Origin of the sequence: Actibacterium sp. XHP0104 (assembly GCF_025751515.1) — a bacterium.
In the GTDB taxonomy this organism is placed as follows: Bacteria; Pseudomonadota; Alphaproteobacteria; order Rhodobacterales; family Rhodobacteraceae; genus Actibacterium_D.
Window position 1 is genome coordinate 219,045 of the sequence record NZ_JAOWLE010000001.1, and the last position, 23,806, is coordinate 242,850.

Consider the following 23,806-nt stretch of genomic DNA (forward strand, 5'->3'; position numbering starts at 1 on the left):
ACAACGCTTCTGTTTGGGCTATCATTAGGGGTGTGCCCCTTATTCGGGCCCTTAACAGTAACAGGAGTGAACTATGTCGAATCCGGTCAAAACCCTCGTCGCCCTTTGCCTGGTCGCCTTTGCGGCAGCCTGCGCAGCCGAGGAAGAAACCGTGTATGTCGAGCCCGAGCCCGTCATGTCGGAACCGGCCTACACCAAATACTGAGTTTTCTGCGGGGCAGGGCCTGCGTCCTGCCCCGACCAGACGCCCCCTTCGGGTCGCGGAGGGCGCGTCATGCTAAAGCACAAAGGCTTTCCCGGCCGTTTGCCGGGCACTGATTTCCAGTTCACGATCCGTCGTGGCAACAAGGATGGCGCCACGCCCCTGATTGCCCGCGAACGCTTTGCCGACCGCCGTCCGGCCGACCGCCGGGCCGATGCGGGGTTCATGCAGGCGCTGTGGGAACAGTTCGGCGACGCCCCGTTCGAGCGCGGCAACCTGGACGCCGGCCGGCTGAGCTGGCTGTTCGGCCGCGAGGTCGTGGCCGCCGAAGACCCGTTTGATCCGACAAGCTATGAGGCGCTGCTGCAAATCGACGTGGCCCGCGCCCAAGCCAGCTTTCCCGAGGTGTTCAACGGGGAGTTTTCGGCATGATCTTGCTTGCGGGTGGCGATTTTGGGCAAGAAATGGCCCAGCTTCAGGGGCGTGCGGATCCGTGCTTTGACGCGGGCCGAGTCTGGGTCAGTGTGGATGTCAGAGAGGGGTTCCGCCCTGTTTGCGGCGCAGCTCTCTGTGCAAACCGTTACCCTTCCCCTTCCAGCTGGTCTGACCCTTTCGGGGTCAGGCCAGACCTTTTTGCCGCCGCCGATCGGCGCCGCATTGCCGATGCCCCGGACGCGCCGCGTTCGTGCTTGGCAAATGAACGCGCGCGGTCGCATAGTGAGGGTATCAAAACCCTTCAACGAAAAGGCGGAGCAGAATGCGTAAACTCAAACTTCTCGCTGCACCGGCGCTGGTTCTGGCGCTGGCAGGCTGTCTGGAATCCGACGGCGAGCGTGCCGTCGCAGGCGCGCTGGGCGGGGCGCTCATCGCTGATGCAACCGGCGGCAGCGCGATCACTGGTGCGGCCATCGGTGCGGCCGGCGGCGCCCTGTGCGACGACGCAGGCGTGTGCAACTGATCTGAAAAACCGAGCCGTCCGTCGGGCGGGTCGTAACTCAATGCGCGCCATCGGGGCTAAAGCCCCCGGTGGCGTTTGTCGTGTTTCGGCAGGGGCCATTCGGTCTCTGCCCACTGCAGGAAGGGACTGACGATGTTTAACAAGATCCTGATCGCAAACCGTGGCGAAATCGCCTGCCGGGTCATCAAGACCGCGCGCAAGATGGGCATTTCGACGGTGGCGATCTATTCGGACGCTGACAAGAACGCACTTCACGTGCAAATGGCGGATGAGGCCGTTCATATCGGCCCGCCGCCGGCGAACCAGTCGTATATCGTCATCGACAAGGTGATGGACGCCATTCGAAAGACCGGCGCGCAGGCCGTGCACCCGGGCTATGGCTTCCTGTCGGAAAACAGCAAATTCGCCGAGGCGCTGGCCGCCGAGGGCGTTGCCTTTGTTGGCCCCCCCAAGGGTGCCATCGACGCGATGGGTGACAAGATCACCTCGAAGAAGATCGCCCAAGAGGCCAATGTCAGCACCGTGCCCGGTTACATGGGTCTGATTGCCGACGCCGATGAGGCCGTGAAGATCTCGAACGAGATCGGCTATCCGGTGATGATCAAGGCATCGGCCGGCGGTGGCGGCAAGGGCATGCGGATTGCCTGGAACGACGAAGAAGCGCGCGAGGGCTTCCAGTCGTCCAAGAACGAGGCTGCCAGCTCTTTCGGTGACGACCGGATCTTTATCGAAAAGTTCGTAACCCAGCCGCGCCACATCGAAATTCAGGTTCTGTGCGACAGCCACGGCAATGGCGTCTACCTGGGCGAGCGTGAATGCTCGATCCAGCGCCGCAACCAGAAAGTGGTCGAAGAGGCGCCGTCGCCCTTCCTGGACCAGGCCACCCGCAAGGCAATGGGCGAACAGGCCGTCGCCCTGGCCAAGGCCGTGGGCTATAGCAGCGCCGGCACCGTCGAGTTCATCGTCGATGGCCAAAAGAACTTCTACTTCCTCGAGATGAACACCCGTCTGCAGGTGGAACACCCCGTGACCGAACTGATCACCGGCGTCGACCTGGTCGAGCAGATGATCCGTGTCGCCAATGGCGAACCGCTGTCGATCACCCAGGACGATGTCAAGCTGACCGGTTGGTCGGTTGAATCGCGCCTCTACGCCGAAGACCCCTATCGCGGCTTCCTGCCGTCGATCGGTCGTCTGAGCGTCTATCGCCCGCCGGCAGAGGTTGCCGCCGGTCCGATGCGGATCAACGGCAAATGGGCTGACAAGGCGATCGAAGGCGAGACCGCCGTGCGTAACGATACCGGCGTCTACGAGGGCGGCGAGATCAGCATGTATTACGACCCGATGATCGCCAAGCTCTGCACCTGGGCCCCGACCCGCGAAGAGGCGATCGAGGGCATGCGGATCGCGCTGGACAGCTTTGAGATCGAAGGCATCGGCCACAACCTACCGTTCCTGTCGGCGGTGATGGATCACCCGATCTTTATCGCGGGCGACATGACCACTGCCTTTATCGAAGAGCAGTATCCCGACGGGTTCGAAGGCGTGACCCTGCCGGCCGCCGCTCTGCGCAAGGTGGCTGCCGCGGCTGCTGCCATGTATCGCGTGGCCGAAATCCGCCGCACCCGCGTGTCGGGCCGGATGGACAACCACGAGCGCAAGGTTGGCAATGACTGGGTTGTGGTGCTTCAGGGCGAAAGCTTCCCGGTGACGATCGAGGCCGATCATGACGGTTCGACCGTGCGCTTTGCCGATGGCAGCAGCCATCGCGTGGCGTCGGACTGGGCTCCGGGCGACAGCCTGGCGAACCTCGATGTCGACGGCGACCCGCTGGTTCTGAAGGTTGGCAAGGTCACCAGCGGTTTCCGCATCCGCACCCGCGGCGCGGACCTGGCGGTCAAGCTGTATACCCCGCGTCAGGCCGAGCTGGCCGCGCTGATGCCCGAGAAACTGCCGCCCGATACCTCGAAGATGCTGCTTTGCCCGATGCCCGGCCTGATCGTGAAGGTCAGTGTCGAGGTCGGCGACGAGGTTCAGGAAGGCCAGGCGCTGTGCACCGTCGAGGCGATGAAGATGGAAAACATCCTTCGCGCCGAGAGAAAGGGCACCGTTTCCAAGATCAACGCCGTGGCAGGCGACAGCCTTGCCGTGGACGAAGTGATCATGGAGTTCGAATAAGCCATGGGCTTTGCCGTCACCCTGATTGCTACGCCGGCCGGGCAGCGCGATGCGCTGCTTGGCACGGCGCGGGCAACGGTGACGGGCACCAATGATGCAGAGCTTTCCAGCCCGGTCTCGGCCGGGCTGGTGGGCGACCACTTTGTGATCTGGCGCAACATGCGCGCGTTCAAAGGCTATGACCTGCCCGACGGGCGGGCCTTGTCGCGGGGCGGGGCGGATGTGCTGGTGTTGCATGTGGTCGATACGGCCGGGGCGCAGGAACTGGGGTTCTATCGCGACGGTCAAGAGGTCTGGACCGTGACCTATTCCGAACAGAACCCCGATTTTCTGGCCAGCACCGGCACGCCCCCGCATGATCCGCAGGCGATCGTGGCGGAATTGCAGGCTGCGGATGACCAGGCCGACGACGATGTCGATGCCACGGTCTATTACGGCGGCGAAGTGCCCGGCCTGATCTTTCAGCGCATCGTGGGCGCCAACCACGAAACGATTGATGCCGACGGGTTTTGCGCGCTGTCGGGCGACCTGCCGCTGACCGGCGCGCAGATCACGCCCATGCCGGCGCCCTCGTCGCGCAAGCCATGGTGGAAATTCTGGTGAGCGGGCTGGGCGGATATCCCTTGGGTTATGCGAGCGATGGCTATTCGGCCGCGCGCCTGTCGCGGACCTCTTGCTGGCGCAGCGGCATCTTGTCGATGGCGCGGGTCAGTTCGCGCACGTCCCACGGGAACGGTTTGCGCAGCGCCACGGTGCCGTCCTTGGCCAGCACCGCCAGCATGAACCCGCGCGGGCGCAGCTGTTTGCGGATCTCGGACATGGTGCCGGGGTCGGCGTCGGTCAGGATGACCACGTCGCGCTCGGCCAGATCGGCGGCGCGGGCCTGCAACAATTCGATCTGCTGGCGAAAGCGCGGATCGGCCGAGGTATCGGCGAACACCACCACGGGCCGCGCGAGCCACTGGAAATCTGCCAGTGTGACCTCTTGCGCGGTGAAAACGGTTTCGGGTGCGGCCTGCCACAGTGCTACCGGATCTTGCGAGGCGGCATCGGTCGCCAACGCGGGCAGGGGCAGCAGCACGGCAACGGCGAAAATTGCGAGTGATTTCATGACACCTCCGATCCTGTCTCATATAGGCGGTGATCAAGGAATTTCGAAGGCCGGGAGGATGAAAACTATCCCCGCGCCCAAAGAGAGGAAAGGAACGATCCGATGACGGACAAGAAACAAGCCTGGTCTGATCTGGCCGCAAAGGAATTGCGCGGCAAGCCCTTGGACGATCTGAACTGGGAAACCCGCGAGGGGATCACGGTCAAGCCGCTCTATACCGAGGACGACACCCAGAACCTGGAACATATGGGGTCGATGCCGGGCATGGCGCCGTTCACCCGTGGCCCCAAGGCCACCATGTATGCCGGTCGTCCCTGGACGATCCGTCAATATGCCGGGTTCTCGACGGCCGAGGAATCGAACGCCTTTTACCGCCGCGCGCTGAATGCCGGTCAGCAGGGCGTGTCGGTCGCCTTCGACCTGGCCACGCACCGCGGCTATGACTCGGATCACCCGCGCGTTGTCGGTGACGTCGGCAAGGCCGGCGTGGCCATCGACAGCGTCGAGGACATGAAGATCCTGTTCGACGGCATCCCGCTGGACAAGGTGTCGGTCTCGATGACGATGAACGGCGCGGTGATCCCGATCCTGGCGAACTTTATCGTCGTGGGCGAAGAACAGGGCCATGACCGCAGCCTGCTGTCGGGCACCATTCAGAATGACATTCTGAAAGAGTTCATGGTGCGCAACACCTATATCTACCCGCCCGAGCCGTCGATGAAGATCATTTCGGACATCATCGAGTATACCTCGACCGATATGCCGAAATTCAACTCGATCTCGATCTCTGGCTATCACATGCAAGAGGCGGGCGCGAACCTGGTGCAAGAGCTGGCCTTTACCCTGGCCGATGGTCGCGAATACGTGCGTGCCGCTCTGAACGCTGGCATGGATGTCGACGCCTTTGCGGGCCGTCTGTCGTTCTTCTTTGCGATCGGCACCAACTTCTTCATGGAAATCGCCAAGCTGCGCGCCGCGCGCTTCCTGTGGCACCGCATCATGAGCGAGTTCAACCCGAAGAACCCCAAGTCGCTGATGCTGCGCACCCACTGCCAGACCTCGGGCGTGTCGCTGCAAGAGCAGGACCCCTATAACAACGTGGTCCGCACCGCCTACGAGGCCATGTCGGCCGTGCTGGGCGGCACCCAGTCGCTGCACACCAACGCCTTTGACGAGGCCATCGCGCTGCCCACCGATTTCTCGGCCCGGATCGCGCGTAACACCCAGCTGATCCTGCAAAACGAGACCAAGGTGACCAAGGTCGTCGATCCGCTGGCAGGGTCGTATTACGTCGAGAAACTGACCGCCGACCTGGCCGAAGAGGCCTGGAAGATCATTCAGGAAGTCGACGAAATGGGCGGCATGACCAAGGCCGTGGCCACCGGCATGCCCAAGCTGCGCATCGAAGAGGCCGCTGCCCGTTACCAGGCCGCTGTCGACCGCGGCGAAGAGGTCATCGTGGGCGTGAACAAATTCCGCCTGGCCAAGGAAGATCCGATCGACATTCTGGAAATCGACAACCAGAAGGTCCGCGACTCCCAGATCGCCCGGATCGAGAAAACCCGCGCCAACCGCGATCAGGCTGCCTGTGATGCCGCCCTGGGCGCGCTGGAACAGGCCGCTGCCAGCGGCAAAGGCAACCTGCTGCGCTTGGCGGTCGAGGCTGCCCGCGCCCGTGCAACCGTTGGGGAAATCAGCATGGCAATGGAAAAATCGTTCGGCCGCCACCGCGCCGAGGTGAAAACGCTGGCCGGCGTCTATGGCGCCGCCTACGAGGGTGACGAAGGCTTTGCCGCGATCCAGAAATCGGTCGAGGACTTTGCCGAGGTCGAAGGCCGCCGTCCGCGGATGCTGGTCGTCAAGATGGGCCAGGACGGTCACGATCGCGGCGCCAAGGTGATCGCCACCGCATTCGCCGATATCGGCTTTGACGTGGACGTTGGCCCGCTGTTCCAGACCCCCGAAGAGGCCGCTCAGGATGCCGTCGACAACGACGTGCACGTGGTCGGCATCTCGTCGCAGGCCGCCGGTCACAAAACGCTGGCGCCGAAACTGGTCGAGGCTCTGAAAGCGGCCGGTGCGGACGATGTTATCGTGGTCTGTGGCGGCGTGATCCCGCAGCAGGATTACGATTATCTCTATGAGCGCGGTGTGGCGGCCATCTTTGGCCCGGGCACCAACATCCCGCAGGCTGCCGAGAACATCCTGAATCTGATCCGCGACTCTCGCAAATAACGGGTGACCACTCACGGTGAAAGGCCCGCGCCGATTGGCGCGGGCCTTTTTCGTTTGGGCTGCTGGCTATGGGGTCGCCAAACCGTTCGGGACAAGTTCCGCTTTGGTCCAATGTGTCTCGGTTTGCACGTGCCCTTCCCGGACATATTTGCCGATGCATTCGGACATCTTTGTTTCGGGAAATGCCCCAGCGATCCGCGCCACGAACCCTTCTTGTTTGTTCAGATCAAGCTCTGAGGCAATTCTTGGAAAGAGGTCGTCCGAATAGGGACCACGATAGAGCGTTGGAACGGGCAGAACACCCAGTTCCTTAAAGCGGATCAAAGTCTGGTCCCAAGGCTGAAACGTGTCGCCGACGATATATCCGAAACCCAGAAAGTAAGAGGGCAGCGCGTCATACCCGAGGGCATGCCTGGCATAGAGGTTTTCGCCCACGATGCGCTCGTCCGGCGACAGGTGGATCGAGACCCCGGCCGCGAAGGCCTTTAGCCAATCGCGCGAAGGGTGATAGCGGCTGTCGGGGCTGCGCGCATGGGTGCCGCCGGCATGAATGGTTGTGTTTTCACCATCCATCTTTTCGGTCACGACAAGGTCTTGGACCATCAACCCGTCCAGGGAGCTCATGATTTTGTCATCGCTTGTCGCGCCCGGTGATATGGGCAGATGAAAGGTGCGGCCGTATTTCTTCATGTCGATCTATCGTTCTTAGACTTGCAAAGTGAAGGCCGCGCGGAGGTGTCCACACGGCTGAATGCATCTTATGCGGGTATCCTAGTTTTATTCGCTTATCATGTCACGCCATCGCCAAGGGCGTCTGTTCGTCGTCAGACGCGCAGCCATGGTCAGGTCAAGAGTGGGTCAGCTGCTTTTCCCCTTTTGCTGCGCCTGCGTGGTGGGCGCAGAAAATACTGTGCAATTGCGGCAACACATCCTAGGGTGCGGGCATGTCGTTGTGGTCGCGCATATCTGATGCCATTGCGGCCCTCGCCAAGGGCGAGGGGTTGTCAGCCGTGTTCGATCGTCTGCGCACCCCGCCCGAGCGCAGCGTGGCCTTTACCATCGCCGTGATCGCGCTGGGGGCCAAGATGGCCAAGGCCGACGGGCGCGTCACGCGCGACGAGGTCACCGCCTTTCGCGAGGTGTTCACCATTCCGCCCTCCGAGACCGAGAACGCGGCGCGGGTGTTCAACCTGGCGCGTCAGGACGTGGCCGGTTTCGAAGAATACGCCCAGCGCATCGCCCGGATGTTCAACGAGGATGACGCGCCGCTGACCGACCTGCTCGAAGGGCTGTTTCACATCGCCATCGCCGATGGCGAATACCACCCCGCCGAAGACCTGTTCCTGGCCCGCGTGGCCGAGATTTTCGGCCTGTCCAGCCGCTGCTTCACGGCGATGCGGGCGCGGTTCGTGGCCGATGCGCATCCCGATCCCTATGACGTTCTGGGCGTGTCGCACGAGGCCGAGACCGCCGATATCCGCAAGGCATGGCGCGCGGCGGTGCGCGAGACGCATCCCGACCGGATGATCGCCCGCGGCCTGCCCGAAGAGGCGGTGAAACTGGCCGAGAAGCGCCTGATCGCGCTGAACCGCGCCTGGGAGGAAATCTCGATGGAGCGCGCCGGCTGATGCGGATCGCCACCTACAACGTCGAGTGGTTCAACAACCTGTTCGATGATCAGGGCCATCTGATGGACGACAATCGCTGGTCGGGCCGGCAGGATGTCAAACGGGGTGAACAGCTGGCGGCGTTGGGCATCGTGTTCACGGCGCTGGATGCCGATGCGGTGATGATCATCGAGGCGCCCGACCAGAATTCGCGCCGCTCGACGGTGCGGGCGCTGGAAAATTTCGCTGGCGTGATGGGGCTGCGGGCGCGCCGCGCGATCATCGGGTTCGAGAACGAGACCCAGCAGGAAATCGCGCTGCTTTATGACCCCGATGCTTTGACGCCCCGGCATGATCCGCGCGGGGACGAGACCGGCAAGAAGGGATCAAATGATGCGCCCCGGTTCGACGGGGTGTTCCGCTGGGATCTGGATATCGATACCGCGCCGGAACTGATCCGCTATTCCAAGCCGCCGCTCGAGCTCGAGGCCGTCAGCGCCGCCGGCAACCGCTTTCGCATGATCGGCGTGCATGTCAAATCCAAGGCCCCGCATGGCGCCAAGGGCCGCGAAGAGATCATGCGCGTGTCGATTCAGAACCGGCGCAAGCAGTTGGCCCAGTGCATCTGGCTGCGCCAGCGGGTCGAGGCCCATCTGCGCCAGGGCGATCCGATGATCGTGATGGGCGATTTCAACGACGGCCCCGGTCTGGATGGCTATGAAAAGCTGTTCGGCCATTCGGGGGTCGAGATCGTGCTGGGGCTGGATGGCGATCATGCCACCGACGAGGCGTTGCGCATGTATGACCCGCATGCGCGCGCCGCCTTGCAGGGGCCGCTTTGCGCGAAACCCGCGACCGCGCGGTTCATGCTGCCGGGGGCGCAGCAATACATGTCGGCGCTGCTTGACTACATCATGGTGTCGCCCGACCTGGTGGCGCGTGCCCCGCAATGGCGGATATGGCATCCGTTCGATGATCCGGCCTGCTATGCCATCCCCGAGTTGCGCGAGGCGTTGCTGATGGCGTCGGACCATTTCCCTGTGACGATTGATCTCGATCTGTGATCTTCAACCGGGGCGGGGGGCGCCCTATATTGGGGGCATGAAACAGATTGCGATCCTCTGTGTTGCGGCGATTCTCGCGCTGTCTCCGGCCCAGGCCGAAACGGTCGACGGCAAGGGCGACATGGACGAGGGCCTGAGCCTCTTGGAAGAGGGGGCGCGGCTGCTGCTTAAGGGGCTGGCCGAAGAGATGGAGCCGGCGCTTGAGGATCTGACGCAAAAGCTGCAACCGGCCGTGGTCGAGCTGTTGCGCCTGATCGACGATTTCGACGCCTATCACATGCCCGAACGTCTGCCGAATGGTGACATCATCATCCGCCGGAAAGATCCGCTGCCATTGCCCGAGCCCGGTGAGGGCGGCGAGATCGAGATCTGACCTCCCTCAGGCGTCGCCCTTTTCGAACACCACCCGCGTTTCCACGCCCAGCGCCTTGGCCAGCGAGGCCAGCCTTGCCTCGGCCACTTCGCCATAGAGGCCCTGCGCGCGCGGGGCCAGGTGCAGCTCGAGCCGTTTCTTGATTGGGAAATAGCGCAGCGTCACCAGCTCTTCGGGGCCCTCGGTCGAGAACATCGCGCCAAAGCGCATGGCCTTGCCCAGAACCTCGGCATCGCGGGTCTGCTTGTCGTCAAGCAGGCTGAACAGCGGTTCGAACCGGCTGCCGGACCGGCTGTTCTTGTAGCGGTGCAGCAGCGCCAGCCCAAGGAAGACCCGGCCCGGATGATCCAGCCCGCCCAGGTTGGCGCGGGTGGCGTTGTCGAAACAGACCTCGTGGCGGTAATCGGGATGGGCGCGCCAGGCGGTGTCATGCAGCAGGCAGGCGGCCTTGACCAGGCGCTTGCGCTCGTAGGGGGCGTTCTTGAACAGCGGCTGCACGAAATCGTAAAGCTGTGCGCCAAAGCCCGGAATGCGGGCCTGGCTGACCTCGGCAAAGCGGCAGGCCTCGATCAGCGGGTCGCGGTCGCGCAGGTGCCCGGGCATTTCCTCATACAGCAGGCCCTCGCGGATGCCATAGCTGGACACATAGATCTCGGCCGGATGAAAGGTGTTCAAAAGCTGCCGCAGCACCTTGGTCGCGGTCGGTACCAGGGCGATGCGTTCGGCGGATGTGCCGGTCAGGGCGCGCAGCTCGTCCAGGCTGTGCTCGTCGATCCATTTCAGCGTCGCGCTGACATTCTTGCGGGTCAGCTTGTATTCGTGCTGCACCAGCAGCGGATAGTTGCGCCGCACCATGTCCATCCGGGCAATGGCGCGCCACGAGCCGCCGACCAGGAACAGGCGCTTGTGATCGGTGCCCATCTGCGCGGCCAGATCGTCGATCACGGTTTTTATGTGCTTTTTCAGGCCCTTCTTGCCGCCCGGCACGTCGCGCAGTTTCAGCGGACCCAGGGGCGAGGTGACGCGGTTGCCGACCTGTCCATCCTTCAACTCGGCCAGTTCCATCGAAGAGCCGCCGATGTCGCAGACCAGCCCCTCGGCGCCGGGCCAGCCCAGCAGCACGCCCTGGGCTGACAGGCGCGCCTCTTCGCGGCCGTCGATGACGTGGATTTTCAGGCCGGTTTCGCGCTCGACCTCGGTGCGAAACTCGGGGCCGTCCTCGGCATCGCGCACGGCGGCGGTGGCGACCACGGTCAGCGGGGCGGCGCCCATGCCCTCGGCCAGCAGGGCAAAGCGGCGCAGGGCGGAAAGCGCGCGTTTGCGGCCCTCGGGGTTCAGCCGGCCGGTCTGGCCCAGCCCGGCGCCCAGGCCGCACATCAGCTTTTCGTTGTAGAAATAGGCCGGGCTGCGGGCGGCGCCGTCAAACACCACCATCCGCACCGAGTTCGACCCCACGTCGACAACGCCCACGCGCGACAAGGCCAGGGCAGAGGGGTCATTGAAAATAGGGCGGCCGAACGGGCCCCAGTCGTCATGTGCTGGTTCGGTCGTGCCGTCCATCGGCCTCCCCCTGTTTGCGCCGGTCGAGTTTGCCCGCATCGGGTCTGCCGGGTCAATCATCGGATGCGCCCAGAATTTCCGCGGCCAGGCGGTCGCTGATCTTGCGGCCTGTCGCCAGGGCGCGGCGGTCGAGTTCGGCCACGATATGCTGGGCGGCGGCGAAGGATCGCTCCATCCGGGGCAGCAGATAGGGCAGCAACCGCGGCGGAATGGCCAGTTGGCGGTCAGCAAAGAGCTTGACCAGCAGAGCGGTCAGCAGCGCGTCGTCGGGCGCATCCAGCGTGGCGGTGGCGGTGCCCTCCATCCGGCTTTGCAGGTCGGGCAGGGTCAGCGGCCAGAGATTGGGCGCGCTGCGCGCCGTCAGCAGCAGGCTGCCGCCTTCGGCCAGGATCAGGTTGTGCAGGTGAAACAGCGCGGGCTCGGCCTCGGGCGGAATGCGGTCGGCATCTTCGATCACCACGGCGCCGCTGGTTGCCAGGGCAGGGATGTCGGCGTCGGGCAGGTCGCGCGCGGCGATGATCTCGGCCCCGGACTGGGCGGCCCAGACATGGGCCAGGTGGGTCTTGCCCGCGCCCTTTGGCCCCACCAGCACCAGCTTGCGCTGCGGCCAGTTTTGCCAGTCGTCGATCTGCGCCACGGCCAGCGCATTGGCCGGAGTGACGAAAAAGTCGTCGCGCCCCCGTGCCGCGCGCTGGGGCAGGTCGAATACCAGCTGTTCGGCCAAGTCAGAGATCCTCGCGCCCGGAGATACCCTTGTAAAGGCGGCTGTCCTTGTATTGCGCGGTGGCCCAGCGGGCCACGACCCCGATCGAGGCTGACACAGGCACCGCGATCAGCATGCCGACAAAGCCGAAGAGGCTGCCAAAGGCCGACAGCGCAAAGATCAGCCAGACCGGGTGCAGCCCAACCGAGCCGCCCACCAGTTTCGGCGTCAGGATGTTGCCCTCGACCACCTGGCCGATGGCAAAGACCGCGCCCACGGCGCCGATCATCCACCATTCGCCCCAGAACTGGAACAGCGCCAGGCCCAGAGCCAGCGCGCCGCCGATGATCGCCCCGACATAGGGGATGAACGAGATCAGCCCCGCCAGCGCACCCACGATCAGGCCGAATTGCAGCCCCGTCAGCATCAGCCCGATGGCGTAATAGACCCCCAAGATCAGGCAGACCGTGCCCTGGCCGCGGATGAACGAGGCCAGCGTGGCGTCGATCTCGCGTGCCAGGCGGCGGATCACCGGGGCCGGGTCGCGCGGCAAGAGCTTGTCAATCTCGGCGACCATGCGGTCCCAGTCGAGCAGCAGGTAGAAGGTCACAACCGGAACCAGCACGATCAGCGCGACCACGTTGATCAGCGACAGCGCCGAGGCCAGCACGCCGTTCAGCAGCTCGCCGCCCTTGGATTTGATGGTCTCGCTGATGCCTTGCAGCGACTCGTTCAGGGTGGAACCCTCGACCATCACCGAGGGGAAACGCTCTTGCAGGAAGGTCTGAAAATTGCGGATCAGTTCGGGCATCACGTTGATCAGCGCCCCGGCCTGACGGGTCAGTTCGGGCACGACCAGCAACACCATCAGCGTAAAGACCACCGCTGCGATCAGGGTGATCGTCACCGTGGCCCAGGCGCGGGTGAAACCGTGCTCTTCCAGCCAGTCGGCGACCGGGTCAAGGAAATAGGCAATCGCGGCCCCGACGACAAAGGGCAACAGCACCCCGCTGAGCAGCCACAGCAACAGCAGGAAGACCACCGCGGCGATCCCCCAATATTTCAACTGATCCCGGACTGGCAGGGCCATGATCGCTCCTTGTTCTCTGGGCACAGTCTTGGCCGATGGTTGGGCCGGTTGCAAGGCCGCTCGGCGCTTGTCTGCATCGCGCCAATCGCATAGACGCTAGGGCCAAAGGTTCAACTCAAGAGGCCCGCCCGCATGCGCCTGTCCCGTTATTTCCTGCCCGTTCTCAAGGAAAACCCCGCCGACGCCCAGATTGTCAGCCACCGGCTGATGCTGCGGGCCGGCATGATCAAGCAGCAGGCGGCGGGTATCTATTCCTGGCTGCCGATGGGCTTCAAGGTGCTGCGCAAGCTGGAAAACATCGTGCACGAGGAACAGGTGCGCGCCGGTCACATCCCGATGCTGATGCCGACGCTGCAATCGGCCGATCTGTGGCGCGAAAGCGGGCGCTATGACGATTACGGCGAGGAAATGCTGCGGATCAGCGACCGCCACGGGCGCGACATGCTGTATGGGCCGACCAACGAGGAAATGATCACCGACATTTTCCGCAGCCATGTCAGCAGCTACAAGGATCTGCCGCTGACGCTGTATCACATCCAGTGGAAATTCCGCGACGAGATCCGCCCCCGGTTCGGCGTGATGCGCGGGCGCGAGTTCCTGATGAAGGATGGCTACAATTTCGACCTGACGGTCGAGGATGCGCTGCATGCCTATAACCGCCATCTGGTCAGCTATCTGCGCAGCTATGAGCGCATGGGCCTGCAGGCCATTCCGATGCGCGCCGATGGCGGCCCGATTGGCGGCGACTATACCCATGAATTCCTGGTGCTGGCTGAAACCGGCGAATCCGAGGTGTTCTATGACAGCGCTGTCACCGACCTGACCTTTGGCGACCGCGAGATTGATTATGACGATGTCGCGCAATGCCAGTCGATCCTCGAAGAGTTCACCTCGAAATACGCGCGCACCGATGAGACCCATGACGAGGCGCTGTTCAACCAGATCCCCGAAGAGCGCCGCCGCGTTGCGCGCGGGATCGAGGTTGGACAGATCTTCTATTTCGGCACCAAGTATTCCGAGGCCATGGGCGCCACGGTGCAGGGCCCCGATGGCAAGCCGGTGCCGGTGCAGATGGGCAGCCACGGCATTGGCGTGTCCCGTCTGGTGGGCGCGCTGATCGAGGCCAACCACGACGACAAGGGCATCATCTGGCCCGAGGGCGTGACGCCCTTCCATGTCGGTATCGTGAACCTGAAACAGGGCGACGACGAGGCCGACGCCGCCTGCGACGCGCTGTACAAGAGCTTTACCGCGCTGGGGCTTGATCCGCTTTATGACGACCGCAATGAGCGTGCTGGCGGCAAGTTCGCGACGATGGATCTGATCGGCCTGCCGTGGCGCATCACCGTCGGCCCGCGCGGGCTGAAGAACGGGGTGGTCGAACTGACCTGCCGCCGCAGCGGTGTCAGCGAGGAACTGCCGCCCGAACAGGCCGTGGCCAAGGTCGCAGCTATTTACGCGGCGCTGTAGGCGTCAGGCTTGTTCCGCACGGGAGGGTTGTGTTAGCCTTTCACCAAGCACCGAACCGGCGTCAGATCGGTCGGGCGAGGCGGTGAAAGAGCAGACACATGCCCTCTAGAAACGGTAATGGCAACGGACCTGGGTCCGGTAATCCTGTTGGTAATGGCGGCGGCAACGGCGGCAATAACAACGCCACGACCTATACCGATACGTTTTACCTGTTAGATCCGATGGCGCCGCCTGCGCCCGGGTCTACCCTGACGGCGATCACTCTGACGCTGTCCGATCACCGCAGCGACAACCTGTTCGGGCTGCAAGGCCAGGATAAAATCGACGGCGTGGATATCCGCTCTACCTATGTGGGCGATACGATCACGGTCGAATATCCCGATGGCTCGACCCAGACGATCACCGGCGTGACCTTTTACCTGGCCGACGGGCGCGAGCTGTTCACCCCCATTGACGGCACAGATCTGACCGACGCGGTTCTGGTTTCGACCAGCTATTCCACCACCACCGACAAGGTCACCACCCAGCAGCTGGGCATCACCTGTTTCACCCCCGGTGTGCGCATCCGCACGCCCTCGGGCACCTGCGAGATCGAAAAGCTGCAGGTGGGCGATCTGGTCGTGACCAAGGATCGCGGCGCCCGTCCGGTGCGTTGGATCGGCAAGCGCACGATTGATGCCTCGGGCGATCACGCGCCGATCTGTTTCGCCAAGGGGGCGATCGGCAACCGGCGTGAATTGCTGGTCTCGCCGCAACACCGGATGCTGGTGCGCGACTGGCGGGCACAGGTCTATTTCGGTCAGCGCGAGATGCTGATCGCGGCCAAGCATCTGATCAATGACACCACCATCACCCGCAGCCCGCGCGACAGCATCACCTATATCCACCTGCTGTTCGACCAGCACGAGATCATCTATGCCGAGGGCGTTGCGACCGAGAGCTTTCACCCCGGCGACTACATCCTCGACACCGATGCGGGCATCCGGGCCGAATTGCAGGCGCTGTTCCCCGAACTGTCGCAGGACAAGGGCGGCGTTTTTCCCGTGGCGCGGCCGGTGCTGCGCGGGGCGGACAGCCAGCTTTTCGCCTGAGCGCCCGCGCGCGCGTTCACCCGCCCATGCGTCGGCCATCGGCTTGACGCCGCCCGCCGCGCGCCGCACTGTCGCGCAAAATGACAGGAGCAGTCTTGGCCAATCGAACAGCCCCCTTTGCCGCCTATGAATGGATGATCGCCTGGCGATACCTGCGCGCGCGCCGGTCCGAAGGTGGCGTCAGCGTGATGACATGGATCTCGCTGATCGGCATCACCCTGGCCGTGGCCGCGCTGATCATCACGCTGGCCGTGCGCGCCGGGTTCCGGGCCGAATTCGTCGATACGATCCTGGGCGCCAACGCCCATGTCACCGTCTATTCGGGCGCCTATGTCGATGAGAACGGTCAATCCACCCGCGTTATCCCCGACTATGCCGAGATGACCCAGCGCATCGCCGCCATTCCCGGCGTCACCCGCGCCGCGCCTCTGGTCAAGGGGCAGGTGATGGCGAACATGCGCTCGAGCAATGCCGGGGTCGAGGTGTTCGGTATTTCGGCCGCCGATCTGATGACCATTCCCCGCGTCGCCAACCCCGAGGAATCCTTGGGCGATATCGCGCGCTTTGACGAGGGTATCGCCATCGGCAATGGCGTGGCGCGCGCGCTGGGGGTGCAGGTCGGCGACCGGATCAAGCTGATCTCGCCCAACGGGGTCAAAACCGCCTTTGGCACCTCGCCGCGCGTGAATGCCTATGAGGTGGTCTATATCTTCCAGGCCGGCCGGTACGAGGTCGACCGCACCCGCGTCTACATGCCCTTTGCCGATGCGCAGTCCTATTTCGACCGCGAGGGCGTGGCCGACGAGATCGAGATCTTTGTCGAGAACCCCGAGCAGATCGAGGATTACACCATCCCGCTGTTGCGGGCGGCGGGCGACAGGGCGCTGGTCTGGACATGGCGTGACAGCGCCTCGGCCTTTCTGAGGGCGCTGGATGTCGAAGACACGGTGATGTTCGTGCTGATGTCGGTGTTGGTGCTGATCGCTTCGATGAACATCATCTCGGGGCTGGTGATGCTGGTGAAAAACAAGGGCCGCGACATCGGCATCCTGCGCACCATCGGCCTCAGCGAGGGCGCGGTGCTGCGGGTGTTCTTTCTGTGCGGGGCGCTGGTGGGGTTGGTCGGCACGGCGATGGGTGTGGTTCTGGGCTGTCTTTTCGCCATCTATTTCGACCCGATCCTGGCCTTCCTGAATGGTGCCTCGAATGGCGGTGTGTGGGATCCGTCCATTCGCGGCATCTACAAGCTGCCCGCCAAGCTGATGCTGGGCGATGTGCTGGCGGCGGTGGGGCTGTCGCTGTTTTTGTCCTTTGTCATCACGATCTTTCCGGCCCGCCGCGCGGCGCGGATGAACCCTGTCGAGGCGCTGCGCTATGAGTGAACCGGTTCTTGTGCTCGACCAGATCGAGAAAACCTATAACCGCGGCAAGGCCAATGCCGTGCCGGTGCTGCGCGGGGCCTCGGTCACGTTGCAGCCGGGCGAGGTCGTCGCGCTGGTGGCGCCGTCGGGGGCGGGCAAGTCGACGCTGCTGCATATCGCCGGGCTGCTGGACACGGCCGATGCAGGCGAGGTGCGGATCGCCGGGCAGGGGGCAAGCGCGCTGTCTGACCGCCGGCGCACCGCGATCCGGCGCGACCGGGTGGGGTTCGTCTATCAGTTTCACCACCTTTTGCCGGAGTTCACCGCGCTCGAGAACATCGTTCTGCCGCAGCTCGCCAATGGTGCCAGCCGCGCCGATGCCGAGGCGCAGGCCCGCGATCTTTTGGCCCGTGTCGGGCTGACGGGGCGGGCCGATCACCGCCCGGCGGCCCTGTCGGGGGGCGAGCAACAGCGGGTGGCCTTTTGCCGGGCGCTGGCCAACCGGCCGGCTTTGCTGTTGGCGGATGAACCCACGGGCAACCTTGACCCCGCGACATCCGACACGGTGTTCGCGGCAATGATGGAGCTGGTGCAGGAAACCGGCCTGGCGGCGTTGATCGCGACGCACAATCCCGACCTGGCCGCGCGCATGGATCGCACCGTGCGGCTGGATAACGGGGTGCTGGTCTGATTTGATCGGCGTCAAAGCCGGGGGCCGGGCTGGCCCCTAGTCTGAATACAGGGGCAACAGCCGGAGGCCATGCCATGACCGCACGCAAAACATTCCTGACCCTCGCCGCCTGTCTTGCAGCGCTGCCCGCCCTTGCCGAAGAGATGGACCCGGGCCAGGCGCTGTTTTTGGACAATTGCGCCACCTGCCACGGTGCGGGGGCGCGGGGCGACGGGCCGATGGCCGAGTTCATGACCCTGCCGGTGCCCGACCTGACCGGGCTGACCGAACGCTATGGCGGGCAGTTCCCGCTGCTAGAGGTGATTCACGTGATCGACGGGCGCCAACTGCTGCGTGGCCATGGCGGGCCGATGCCGATCTTCGGACTCGAGCTGGGCGGCGACAGTGTCGCGCTGGACGGCCCCGAGGGCACGGTGACAGAAAGCCCGGCCGAGATCGTCGCCATTGTCCGGTGGCTTGAAACGATCCAGCGCTGATCGCGTGCGGGCGGTCGGGCGGCCATGATCCACGAGATCGCCATAAGCACGGTTCTGATCCTGATGACCGTTCTCTTGGCCGGGCTGGCCTTTTGGGCGGCCGAGTCCCTGGTGACGCTGGTCAGCCCCTGGCTGGTGCGGCGCCCGCATCCACCCAAGATCGCGCTGGTGCTGGTGGGGATCGTGCTGGTGGTTCTGGCGGTGCTCAGCGCCTCGGTCTGGATCTGGGCCGCCGCGTTCAAGATGCTTGAGCTGTTTCCAACATGGGAGGCGGCGGTGTATTTCTCGATTGTCGTCTTCACCACGCTGGGGTTCGGCGATGTGCTGCTGCCCGAGGGCTGGCGCATTCTGGGCGGGCTGGCGGCGGCGAACGGGCTTTTGAACATGGGGCTTTATACGGCGATGATGGTCGAGATCCTGCGCCGCGTGCGCCAAGAACAGATCGCGGGGCGCAGTGATGACGGATGATCTGCCGCCGCTGCGCATTCGGCTGACCCTGCCGGGCAATGTGCCGTTCGGGCCGGGCAAGGCCGATCTGTTGCAGGGCATTTCCGAGACCGGGTCAATCTCGGCGGCGGGGCGGCAGATGGGCATGAGCTATCGCCGGGCCTGGTCGCTGGTCGAGGCGATGAACAACGCCTTTGCCGATCCGCTGGTGGAAACCAGCAGGGGCGGGGCCGAGGGCGGCGGCGCGCGGCTGACACGGGCCGGGCTGGCGGTGCTGGCGCTTTATCGCCGGATGCAGCGCGAGGCCGAGGCCGCCACGGTCGATCTGCGTGGCGGTGTGGCCGGGATGCTGCGCGATATATCTGACGAAACATAACGCTTGAGCACGCCGGTGGTTTCGTTATGTTCGGGTGAACATAACGAGGTGCCTGCCGTGTTTCGCCCCCTGCTGTTGATCCTTTTGCTGGCGACATCCGCCACCGCCCAGGGGCGGCCCGAGGTGCTGGTCGCCGTCGCCGCCAATTTCGCCGGCACGCTGGAGCGGCTGGAGCCCGCTTTCGAGGCCGCCCATCCCTATGACCTGCGCATCGCTGTCGGCTCGACGGGCCAAGCCTATGCCCAGATCCGGGCCGGGGCGCCCTATGACGCCTGGCTGGCCGCCGATCAGGACCGCCCCGCGCGGCTGGAGGCCGAGGGCGGCATCGTGGAAGGCAGCCGCTTCACCTATGCCACGGGGCGGCTGGTGGCCTGGTCTGCGCGCGATGATCTGCCCGCCGATCTGGCCCATGCGCTGGCCGATCCGTCGGTGCGCTTTATCGCCATCGCCAACCCCGACCTAGCCCCCTATGGCGCGGCGGCGCAGGCGGTGCTGGCAGCGCTGGGGGTCGATCCCGGCGGGCGTCTGGTGCAGGGGCAGAACGTCGGGCAGGCCCATGCGATGGTTGCCACCGGCAGTGCCGATATCGGGTTTGTCGCCGCCGCGTCCGTGCAGGGCGGGCAGGTCTGGGCCATTGATCCGGCGCTTTACCCGCCGATCCGGCAAGATGCGGTGCGGCTGCGCGACACCCCCGGCGCGGCGGCCTTTATAGCATTCCTGCGCAGCGACGCGGCACGCGTTGTGATCGCGGCCGATGGCTATGAGGGCGCGGATGATTGATCTGGCGCCTTTGTGGCTGACACTGAAACTGGCGGGGCTGACGACGCTGATCCTGGTGGTGATCGGCACGCCGCTGGCCTGGGTGCTGGCGCGCGGGCGGGGCTGGTGGAAACCGGTGCTCGAGGCCGTGACCGCGCTGCCGCTGGTGCTGCCGCCGACGGTGATCGGGTTTTACCTGCTGGTCACGCTCAGCCCCTCGGCGCCGCTGGGCGCGGTGTGGCGCGATGTGACCGGCGAGGCGCTGACCTTTTCGTTCAGCGGGTTGGTGCTGGCCTCCTGCCTCTATTCGCTGCCTTTCATGGTGCAGCCCCTGCAAGCCGCGTTCGAGGGCCTGGGCCGCGCCCCGCTTGAGGCTGCCGCCAGCCTGCGCGCGGGCCCGTGGGACGCGTTCTTTTCGGTGGTTCTGCCGCTGTCGGCGCGGGGCTATCTGACCGCGCTGGTGCTGAGCTTTGCCCATACGGTGGGCGAGTTCGGCGTGGTGTTGATGGTGGGCGGCAATATTCCGGGCCGCACCAAGGTGATCTCGATCGCGATCTATGAACATGTCGAGACGCTGAACTATGCGCAGGCGCATCTGTGGTCGGGCGGGATGCTGGTGTTTTCCTTTGTGATCCTACTGCTGGTCTATGGGTTGAACCGGCGCTTTCCGGTGCATGTGTCATGACGCTGTTGTCGCTGGATATCACCGCGCAGGCGGGTGGGTTCGACCTGGCCGCGCGGGTTCAGGCCGAGCTGAGCGGCGTGACGGCCCTCTTCGGCCCGTCGGGTGCGGGCAAGTCGACGCTGCTGCGCGCGATTGCCGGGTTTGAACCGGTGCAGGGGCGCATCGTCTTTGACGGGCAGGTCTGGCAGGACGGCGCGCAGTCGTTGCCGCCGCATCGGCGCGGGGTGGGCATGGTGTTTCAGGATACGCGGCTGTTTCCGCATCTCAGCGTCGCGGGCAACCTGCGCTACGCGGCCCGGCGCGCGCAGGGGGCGATCCATCAGGATGATGTGATTTCGGCGCTGGATCTGGGGCCGCTGTTGGCGCGCCGGCCCGGTGGCCTGTCGGGGGGCGAGCGGCAGCGCGTGGCGATTGGACGGGCCTTGCTGGCACAGCCGCGGCTGATGCTGATGGACGAACCCTTGGCCGCGCTGGATGCGGCGCGCAAGGCGCAGATCCTGCCGCTTATCGCGCGTCTGCCGCAGGTGTTCGGCATTCCGGTCATCCATGTGACGCACTCGATCGAAGAGGTGACCCAGATCGCCGACCGGCTGATCGCGATGCAGGACGGGCGCATCGTGGCCTCGGGGCCGCTGGCGGAAACCTTTGCCCGGCTCGACCTGGGCGCGGGTGGCAGCCGGTTCGAGGGCGGGGTGATCCTGCGCGGGCGGGTCAGCGGCGGGGATGCGCGTTATCACCTGACGCGGTTGCAGGTCGCCGGGCATGAGCTGATCATGCCCGAGGCCGGTTTGCACGCGGGCGATGAGGTGCAACTGCGTATCCGGGCGCGGGACGTGATGCTGGCGACGGTGCGGCCCGAGGGGCTGAGCGCGCAGAATGTGCTGCCGTGCCGGATAACGGAAATCGTGTCCGAGGCCGAGACCGCCTTTGCTGAGGTGTTCCTGGACGTGGACGGGCAGGTGCTGCGCGCGCGGGTGACGCGGGCGGCGGTCGATCAGATGGGCCTGGCCGTGGGCGGGCAGGTTTTCGCGGTGCTCAAGGCGATCTCGTTCGACCGGCGGCTGGCGGCCTAGGGCAGCGTGACCAGCGCGCCACCGGCGGCGCGGGCATCCTCGGCGTCATGGGTGACCATCAGCACCGGCAGGCCGCGCGCGCGGGCGCGGGAAAATACCATGTCGCGCATCTGGTCGCGCAGGGCGGCGTCGAGCCGTGAAAAGGGTTCGTCCAGCAACAGCGCCTGCGGCTCTGACAGCAGCATCCGCATCAGCGCCACACGGGCCTTTTGCCCGCCCGACAGGGTGGCGGGGTCGCGGTCGGCAAAGCCCTCGAGGCCGATCTCGGCCAGCGCGGCGTCGATGGCGGCCTTGCGGTCGCGCGCGCCCGACGGCAGGCCAAAGCCCAGGTTGCCGCCCACCGACAGATGGGGGAACAGCAGGTCGTCTTGGAACAGGATGCCCACGCGGCGCCCCTGGGGCGGCAGGCCGGTCAGGTCGCGCCCGTTCAGCGCGATGCGCCCGGTGCAACGAAAGGCTGGGGCCAGCGTGCCGGTGATCGCCGCCAGCAGTGTCGACTTGCCCGACCCCGACGGCCCCATCACCGTCAGCACCTCGCCCGGTGCCACGGTCGCCGTCAGCGATACCAGCGGCGCGTCGCCCAGGTGGATGGTCAGGTGGTCGAGGATCAGTCCGCTCATGCTGCCCCCCTTAGCCCGCGGCGGTTGGCCCAGACAAGGCGCGGCAGCCCGATCGCGGCGGCAAAGCCCAGCACCACCACCCCGGTCTGGGCCAGCGCATAGATGCCGATCACGCGGCGGTCGCCGCCGGCGGCAAGGGCCACGGCCTCGGTCGTCAGGGTCTGCACCCGCCCGCCGCCGATCAGCAGGGTCGGCAGGTATTGCCCGACCGACACGGCAAAGCCCACGGCGGCGGCGGTCAGCGCGGGCGCCAGCAGCATCGACAGCCGCAGCCGCCAAAAGATGCGCCGGGGCGAGGCGCCAAGGGCGGCGGCGACGGTGGCCTGGCGCGCATCCCAGCCGTGATAGGGGTCGGCCAGCGACAGCATCACATAGGGCAGCACGAAAACCAGATGCACCAGGGTCACCGCCACTCGTCCCATATCGGCGCCCCAGTTCAGCGCCAGCGTTTGCAGCCCCGGCAGAAAGGCGATCTGCGGGATGATCAGCGGCAGGTACAGCAACCACAACGCCCGCCCTTCGAGGCGCAGCCTCAGGCGGATTTCGGTCTCGAGGCAGGCGATGACCAGCACCAGAGCGGCCAGCGTGGCACTTGCCGCGATCAGCACCGTATCGGCCAGCGTCGGCAGCACCATCGGCCCGTGCCGTGCCCAGTGGCTTAGCGTCAGCGCGTCGGGCAGGGCCTGAGGAAAGCGCCAGACGCTGGTGATCGACCACAGGCCCAGCCCCGCCAGCCCGGCAAAGATCGCCGCGGCCGACAGTGCGGCCAGCGCCATGGCCAGCACCCGCAGCGCCGGGTCGCCATTGCTGCGCGCGCCGCCCGTGGCCCAGCGGCGCCCGGCGCGGGCCAGGGCCATTTCGGCCAAACGCCAGGTGATCAGCGCGCCGACCACCAGCCCGGTTTGCAGCAAGGCCCCGGCGGCCGCGGTCAGGCGCAGGGTCAGGTCGGGCTGGCTCATCCAGCGCACCACCTGCACCGACAGGGGCGGCGGCGTGTTGGGGCCAAGGATGATCGCCACATCGACCACCGACATCGAATAAGCGAGCACCGCGTAGACCGGCAGGCGGATCAGCGGGTAGAGCCGCGGCAGCACGGCCTTGAGCCACCCGGTGACCCGGCCATAGCCCATCGACTGCGCCACGGTCAGGCTGCGGCTGGGCTGGCATTGCGGCAGGGCGGCCAGCGCCATCAACAGCAGGAACGGCACCTCTTTCGCGACCAGCCCCAGCACCATGGCGATGCCCAATGGGTCTTGCAGGATCAACAGGTCGGGCGGGCGGGTCCAGCCGGTCAGCCAGGGTGAAATGGCGCGTACGATCCAGCCCGAGGGCGCGATCAGAAAGGCGATGCCAAAGGCGGCGGCGGCATGGGGGACGGAGAGCAGGGGCGAGAGGGCGCGCTCGATCCAGCGAAAGGTGCGGGTGCCCGACCAGGCCGCCAGGATCAGCACCGTCACCGCCAGGGCTATGGCCGTGGCGGCCAGGCCGGTGGTGACGCTGAGGCGGATCGCGGTGCTGATGCCGGGCCAGTCAAAGAGCGCGCGAAATGCGCCAAGGCCCCAGTCATTCGCCCCGATGGCGGGGAAATATCCCAGCGCCGGTGCCACCACCCCTGCCAGCCCGGCCAGGACAGGCCCGGCCAGAAACAAGAGGGTCAGCAGCGGCGCCAGGCGCAT

At 65.3% G+C, this 23,806-nt stretch carries 26 protein-coding genes; 19 read left to right on the plus strand and 7 right to left on the minus strand.

Features of this window, described 5'->3' with window-relative positions; all coding sequences use genetic code 11:
* The first annotated feature begins 73 nt into the window (after positions 1-73).
* From OE856_RS01095 to OE856_RS01115, 5 genes are all read left to right on the plus strand, one after another.
* Positions 74-205: a hypothetical protein gene (locus OE856_RS01095; protein WP_263714200.1), complete on the plus strand. Its 132-nt coding sequence runs from the start codon at positions 74-76 to the stop codon at positions 203-205.
* A gap of 69 nt (positions 206-274) precedes the next feature.
* Positions 275-634, plus strand: a complete 360-nt coding sequence (locus OE856_RS01100; RefSeq protein ID WP_263714201.1) for a hypothetical protein — start codon at positions 275-277, stop codon at positions 632-634.
* A gap of 325 nt (positions 635-959) precedes the next feature.
* Entirely contained in the window at positions 960-1,160 is a 201-nt protein-coding gene (locus tag OE856_RS01105; RefSeq protein WP_263714202.1) for a hypothetical protein, read from the plus strand.
* A 132-nt stretch (positions 1,161-1,292) separates the two neighbouring features.
* Positions 1,293-3,338, plus strand: coding sequence for an acetyl/propionyl/methylcrotonyl-CoA carboxylase subunit alpha (locus OE856_RS01110; protein WP_263714203.1), 2,046 nt, complete (start codon positions 1,293-1,295; stop codon positions 3,336-3,338).
* A 3-nt stretch (positions 3,339-3,341) separates the two neighbouring features.
* Positions 3,342-3,941: a hypothetical protein gene (locus tag OE856_RS01115; RefSeq protein WP_263714204.1), complete on the plus strand. Its 600-nt coding sequence runs from the start codon at positions 3,342-3,344 to the stop codon at positions 3,939-3,941.
* 40 nt (positions 3,942-3,981) lie between these two features.
* Here the strand turns inward: OE856_RS01115 and OE856_RS01120 are convergent, their stop codons facing one another.
* Positions 3,982-4,449 (minus strand): DUF4174 domain-containing protein, encoded by a 468-nt coding sequence (locus tag OE856_RS01120; protein ID WP_263714205.1) that lies wholly within the window; start codon positions 4,447-4,449, stop codon positions 3,982-3,984.
* 102 nt (positions 4,450-4,551) lie between these two features.
* Here OE856_RS01120 and scpA point away from each other — a divergent pair, with 102 nt between their 5' ends.
* Complete coding sequence (scpA, locus tag OE856_RS01125) at positions 4,552-6,684, plus strand: methylmalonyl-CoA mutase (protein WP_263714206.1); 2,133 nt, start codon at positions 4,552-4,554, stop codon at positions 6,682-6,684.
* A gap of 66 nt (positions 6,685-6,750) precedes the next feature.
* Here the strand turns inward: scpA and OE856_RS01130 are convergent, their stop codons facing one another.
* Positions 6,751-7,374, minus strand: coding sequence for an RNA ligase family protein (locus OE856_RS01130; RefSeq protein WP_263714207.1), 624 nt, complete (start codon positions 7,372-7,374; stop codon positions 6,751-6,753).
* Between the two features lie 254 nt (positions 7,375-7,628).
* Here OE856_RS01130 and OE856_RS01135 point away from each other — a divergent pair, with 254 nt between their 5' ends.
* Genes OE856_RS01135 through OE856_RS01145 form a run of 3 tightly spaced genes read left to right on the plus strand, consistent with a single transcriptional unit; the run spans position 7,629 to position 9,728 of the window.
* A complete protein-coding gene (locus tag OE856_RS01135) occupies positions 7,629-8,312 on the plus strand; it encodes a molecular chaperone DjiA (RefSeq protein WP_263714208.1) in 684 nt (227 codons plus the stop codon).
* Entirely contained in the window at positions 8,312-9,355 is a 1,044-nt protein-coding gene (locus OE856_RS01140) for an endonuclease/exonuclease/phosphatase family protein (protein WP_263714209.1), read from the plus strand. The genes OE856_RS01135 and OE856_RS01140 overlap by 1 nt, the downstream gene beginning before the upstream one ends.
* 37 nt (positions 9,356-9,392) lie before the next feature.
* Entirely contained in the window at positions 9,393-9,728 is a 336-nt protein-coding gene (locus OE856_RS01145; protein WP_263714210.1) for an AAA+ family ATPase, read from the plus strand.
* Between the two features lie 6 nt (positions 9,729-9,734).
* Here the strand turns inward: OE856_RS01145 and OE856_RS01150 are convergent, their stop codons facing one another.
* Genes OE856_RS01150 through OE856_RS01160 form a run of 3 tightly spaced genes read right to left on the minus strand, consistent with a single transcriptional unit; the run spans position 9,735 to position 13,081 of the window.
* Complete coding sequence (locus OE856_RS01150) at positions 9,735-11,288, minus strand: Ppx/GppA family phosphatase (RefSeq protein ID WP_263714211.1); 1,554 nt, start codon at positions 11,286-11,288, stop codon at positions 9,735-9,737.
* A 52-nt stretch (positions 11,289-11,340) separates the two neighbouring features.
* On the minus strand, positions 11,341-12,012 hold the full coding sequence (locus OE856_RS01155; protein ID WP_263714212.1) for a chromosomal replication initiator DnaA: 672 nt from the start codon (positions 12,010-12,012) through the stop codon (positions 11,341-11,343).
* A gap of 1 nt (position 12,013) precedes the next feature.
* On the minus strand, positions 12,014-13,081 hold the full coding sequence (locus OE856_RS01160; protein ID WP_263714213.1) for an AI-2E family transporter: 1,068 nt from the start codon (positions 13,079-13,081) through the stop codon (positions 12,014-12,016).
* Between the two features lie 132 nt (positions 13,082-13,213).
* Here OE856_RS01160 and proS point away from each other — a divergent pair, with 132 nt between their 5' ends.
* The 10 genes from proS (at position 13,214) to modC (ending at position 21,510) form a co-directional block, all read left to right on the plus strand.
* Entirely contained in the window at positions 13,214-14,551 is a 1,338-nt protein-coding gene (proS, locus tag OE856_RS01165) for a proline--tRNA ligase (protein WP_263714214.1), read from the plus strand.
* A 98-nt stretch (positions 14,552-14,649) separates the two neighbouring features.
* Entirely contained in the window at positions 14,650-15,642 is a 993-nt protein-coding gene (locus OE856_RS01170) for a Hint domain-containing protein (protein WP_263714215.1), read from the plus strand.
* 134 nt (positions 15,643-15,776) lie between these two features.
* Positions 15,777-17,024 carry a lipoprotein-releasing ABC transporter permease subunit gene (locus OE856_RS01175; protein WP_318527618.1) on the plus strand — a complete coding sequence of 416 codons (1,248 nt, stop codon included), beginning with the start codon at positions 15,777-15,779 and terminating at the stop codon, positions 17,022-17,024.
* Entirely contained in the window at positions 17,017-17,694 is a 678-nt protein-coding gene (locus tag OE856_RS01180; protein ID WP_263714217.1) for an ABC transporter ATP-binding protein, read from the plus strand. The genes OE856_RS01175 and OE856_RS01180 overlap by 8 nt, the downstream gene beginning before the upstream one ends.
* 74 nt (positions 17,695-17,768) lie before the next feature.
* On the plus strand, positions 17,769-18,170 hold the full coding sequence (locus OE856_RS01185) for a c-type cytochrome (protein ID WP_263714218.1): 402 nt from the start codon (positions 17,769-17,771) through the stop codon (positions 18,168-18,170).
* Positions 18,171-18,194: 24 nt separating this feature from the next.
* Positions 18,195-18,638 carry a potassium channel family protein gene (locus tag OE856_RS01190; RefSeq protein ID WP_263714219.1) on the plus strand — a complete coding sequence of 148 codons (444 nt, stop codon included), beginning with the start codon at positions 18,195-18,197 and terminating at the stop codon, positions 18,636-18,638.
* On the plus strand, positions 18,628-18,993 hold the full coding sequence (locus OE856_RS01195; protein WP_263714220.1) for a winged helix-turn-helix domain-containing protein: 366 nt from the start codon (positions 18,628-18,630) through the stop codon (positions 18,991-18,993). The genes OE856_RS01190 and OE856_RS01195 overlap by 11 nt, the downstream gene beginning before the upstream one ends.
* 57 nt (positions 18,994-19,050) lie before the next feature.
* The gene (modA, locus tag OE856_RS01200) at positions 19,051-19,773 is read left to right on the plus strand and encodes a molybdate ABC transporter substrate-binding protein (RefSeq protein ID WP_263714221.1); all 723 of its coding nucleotides are present in this window, start codon (positions 19,051-19,053) and stop codon (positions 19,771-19,773) included.
* Complete coding sequence (gene modB, locus OE856_RS01205) at positions 19,766-20,437, plus strand: molybdate ABC transporter permease subunit (protein WP_263714222.1); 672 nt, start codon at positions 19,766-19,768, stop codon at positions 20,435-20,437. Before modA ends, modB begins: the two co-directional genes overlap by 8 nt.
* On the plus strand, positions 20,434-21,510 hold the full coding sequence (gene modC / locus OE856_RS01210; protein WP_263714223.1) for a molybdenum ABC transporter ATP-binding protein: 1,077 nt from the start codon (positions 20,434-20,436) through the stop codon (positions 21,508-21,510). Before modB ends, modC begins: the two co-directional genes overlap by 4 nt.
* Here modC and OE856_RS01215 read toward each other — a convergent pair.
* Together OE856_RS01215 and OE856_RS01220 are read right to left on the minus strand one after the other, a co-directional pair.
* Entirely contained in the window at positions 21,507-22,130 is a 624-nt protein-coding gene (locus OE856_RS01215; protein WP_263714224.1) for an ATP-binding cassette domain-containing protein, read from the minus strand. The two genes, modC and OE856_RS01215, sit on opposite strands and share 4 nt — an antisense overlap.
* Positions 22,127-23,806: an ABC transporter permease gene (locus OE856_RS01220; protein WP_263714225.1), complete on the minus strand. Its 1,680-nt coding sequence runs from the start codon at positions 23,804-23,806 to the stop codon at positions 22,127-22,129. The genes OE856_RS01215 and OE856_RS01220 overlap by 4 nt, the downstream gene beginning before the upstream one ends.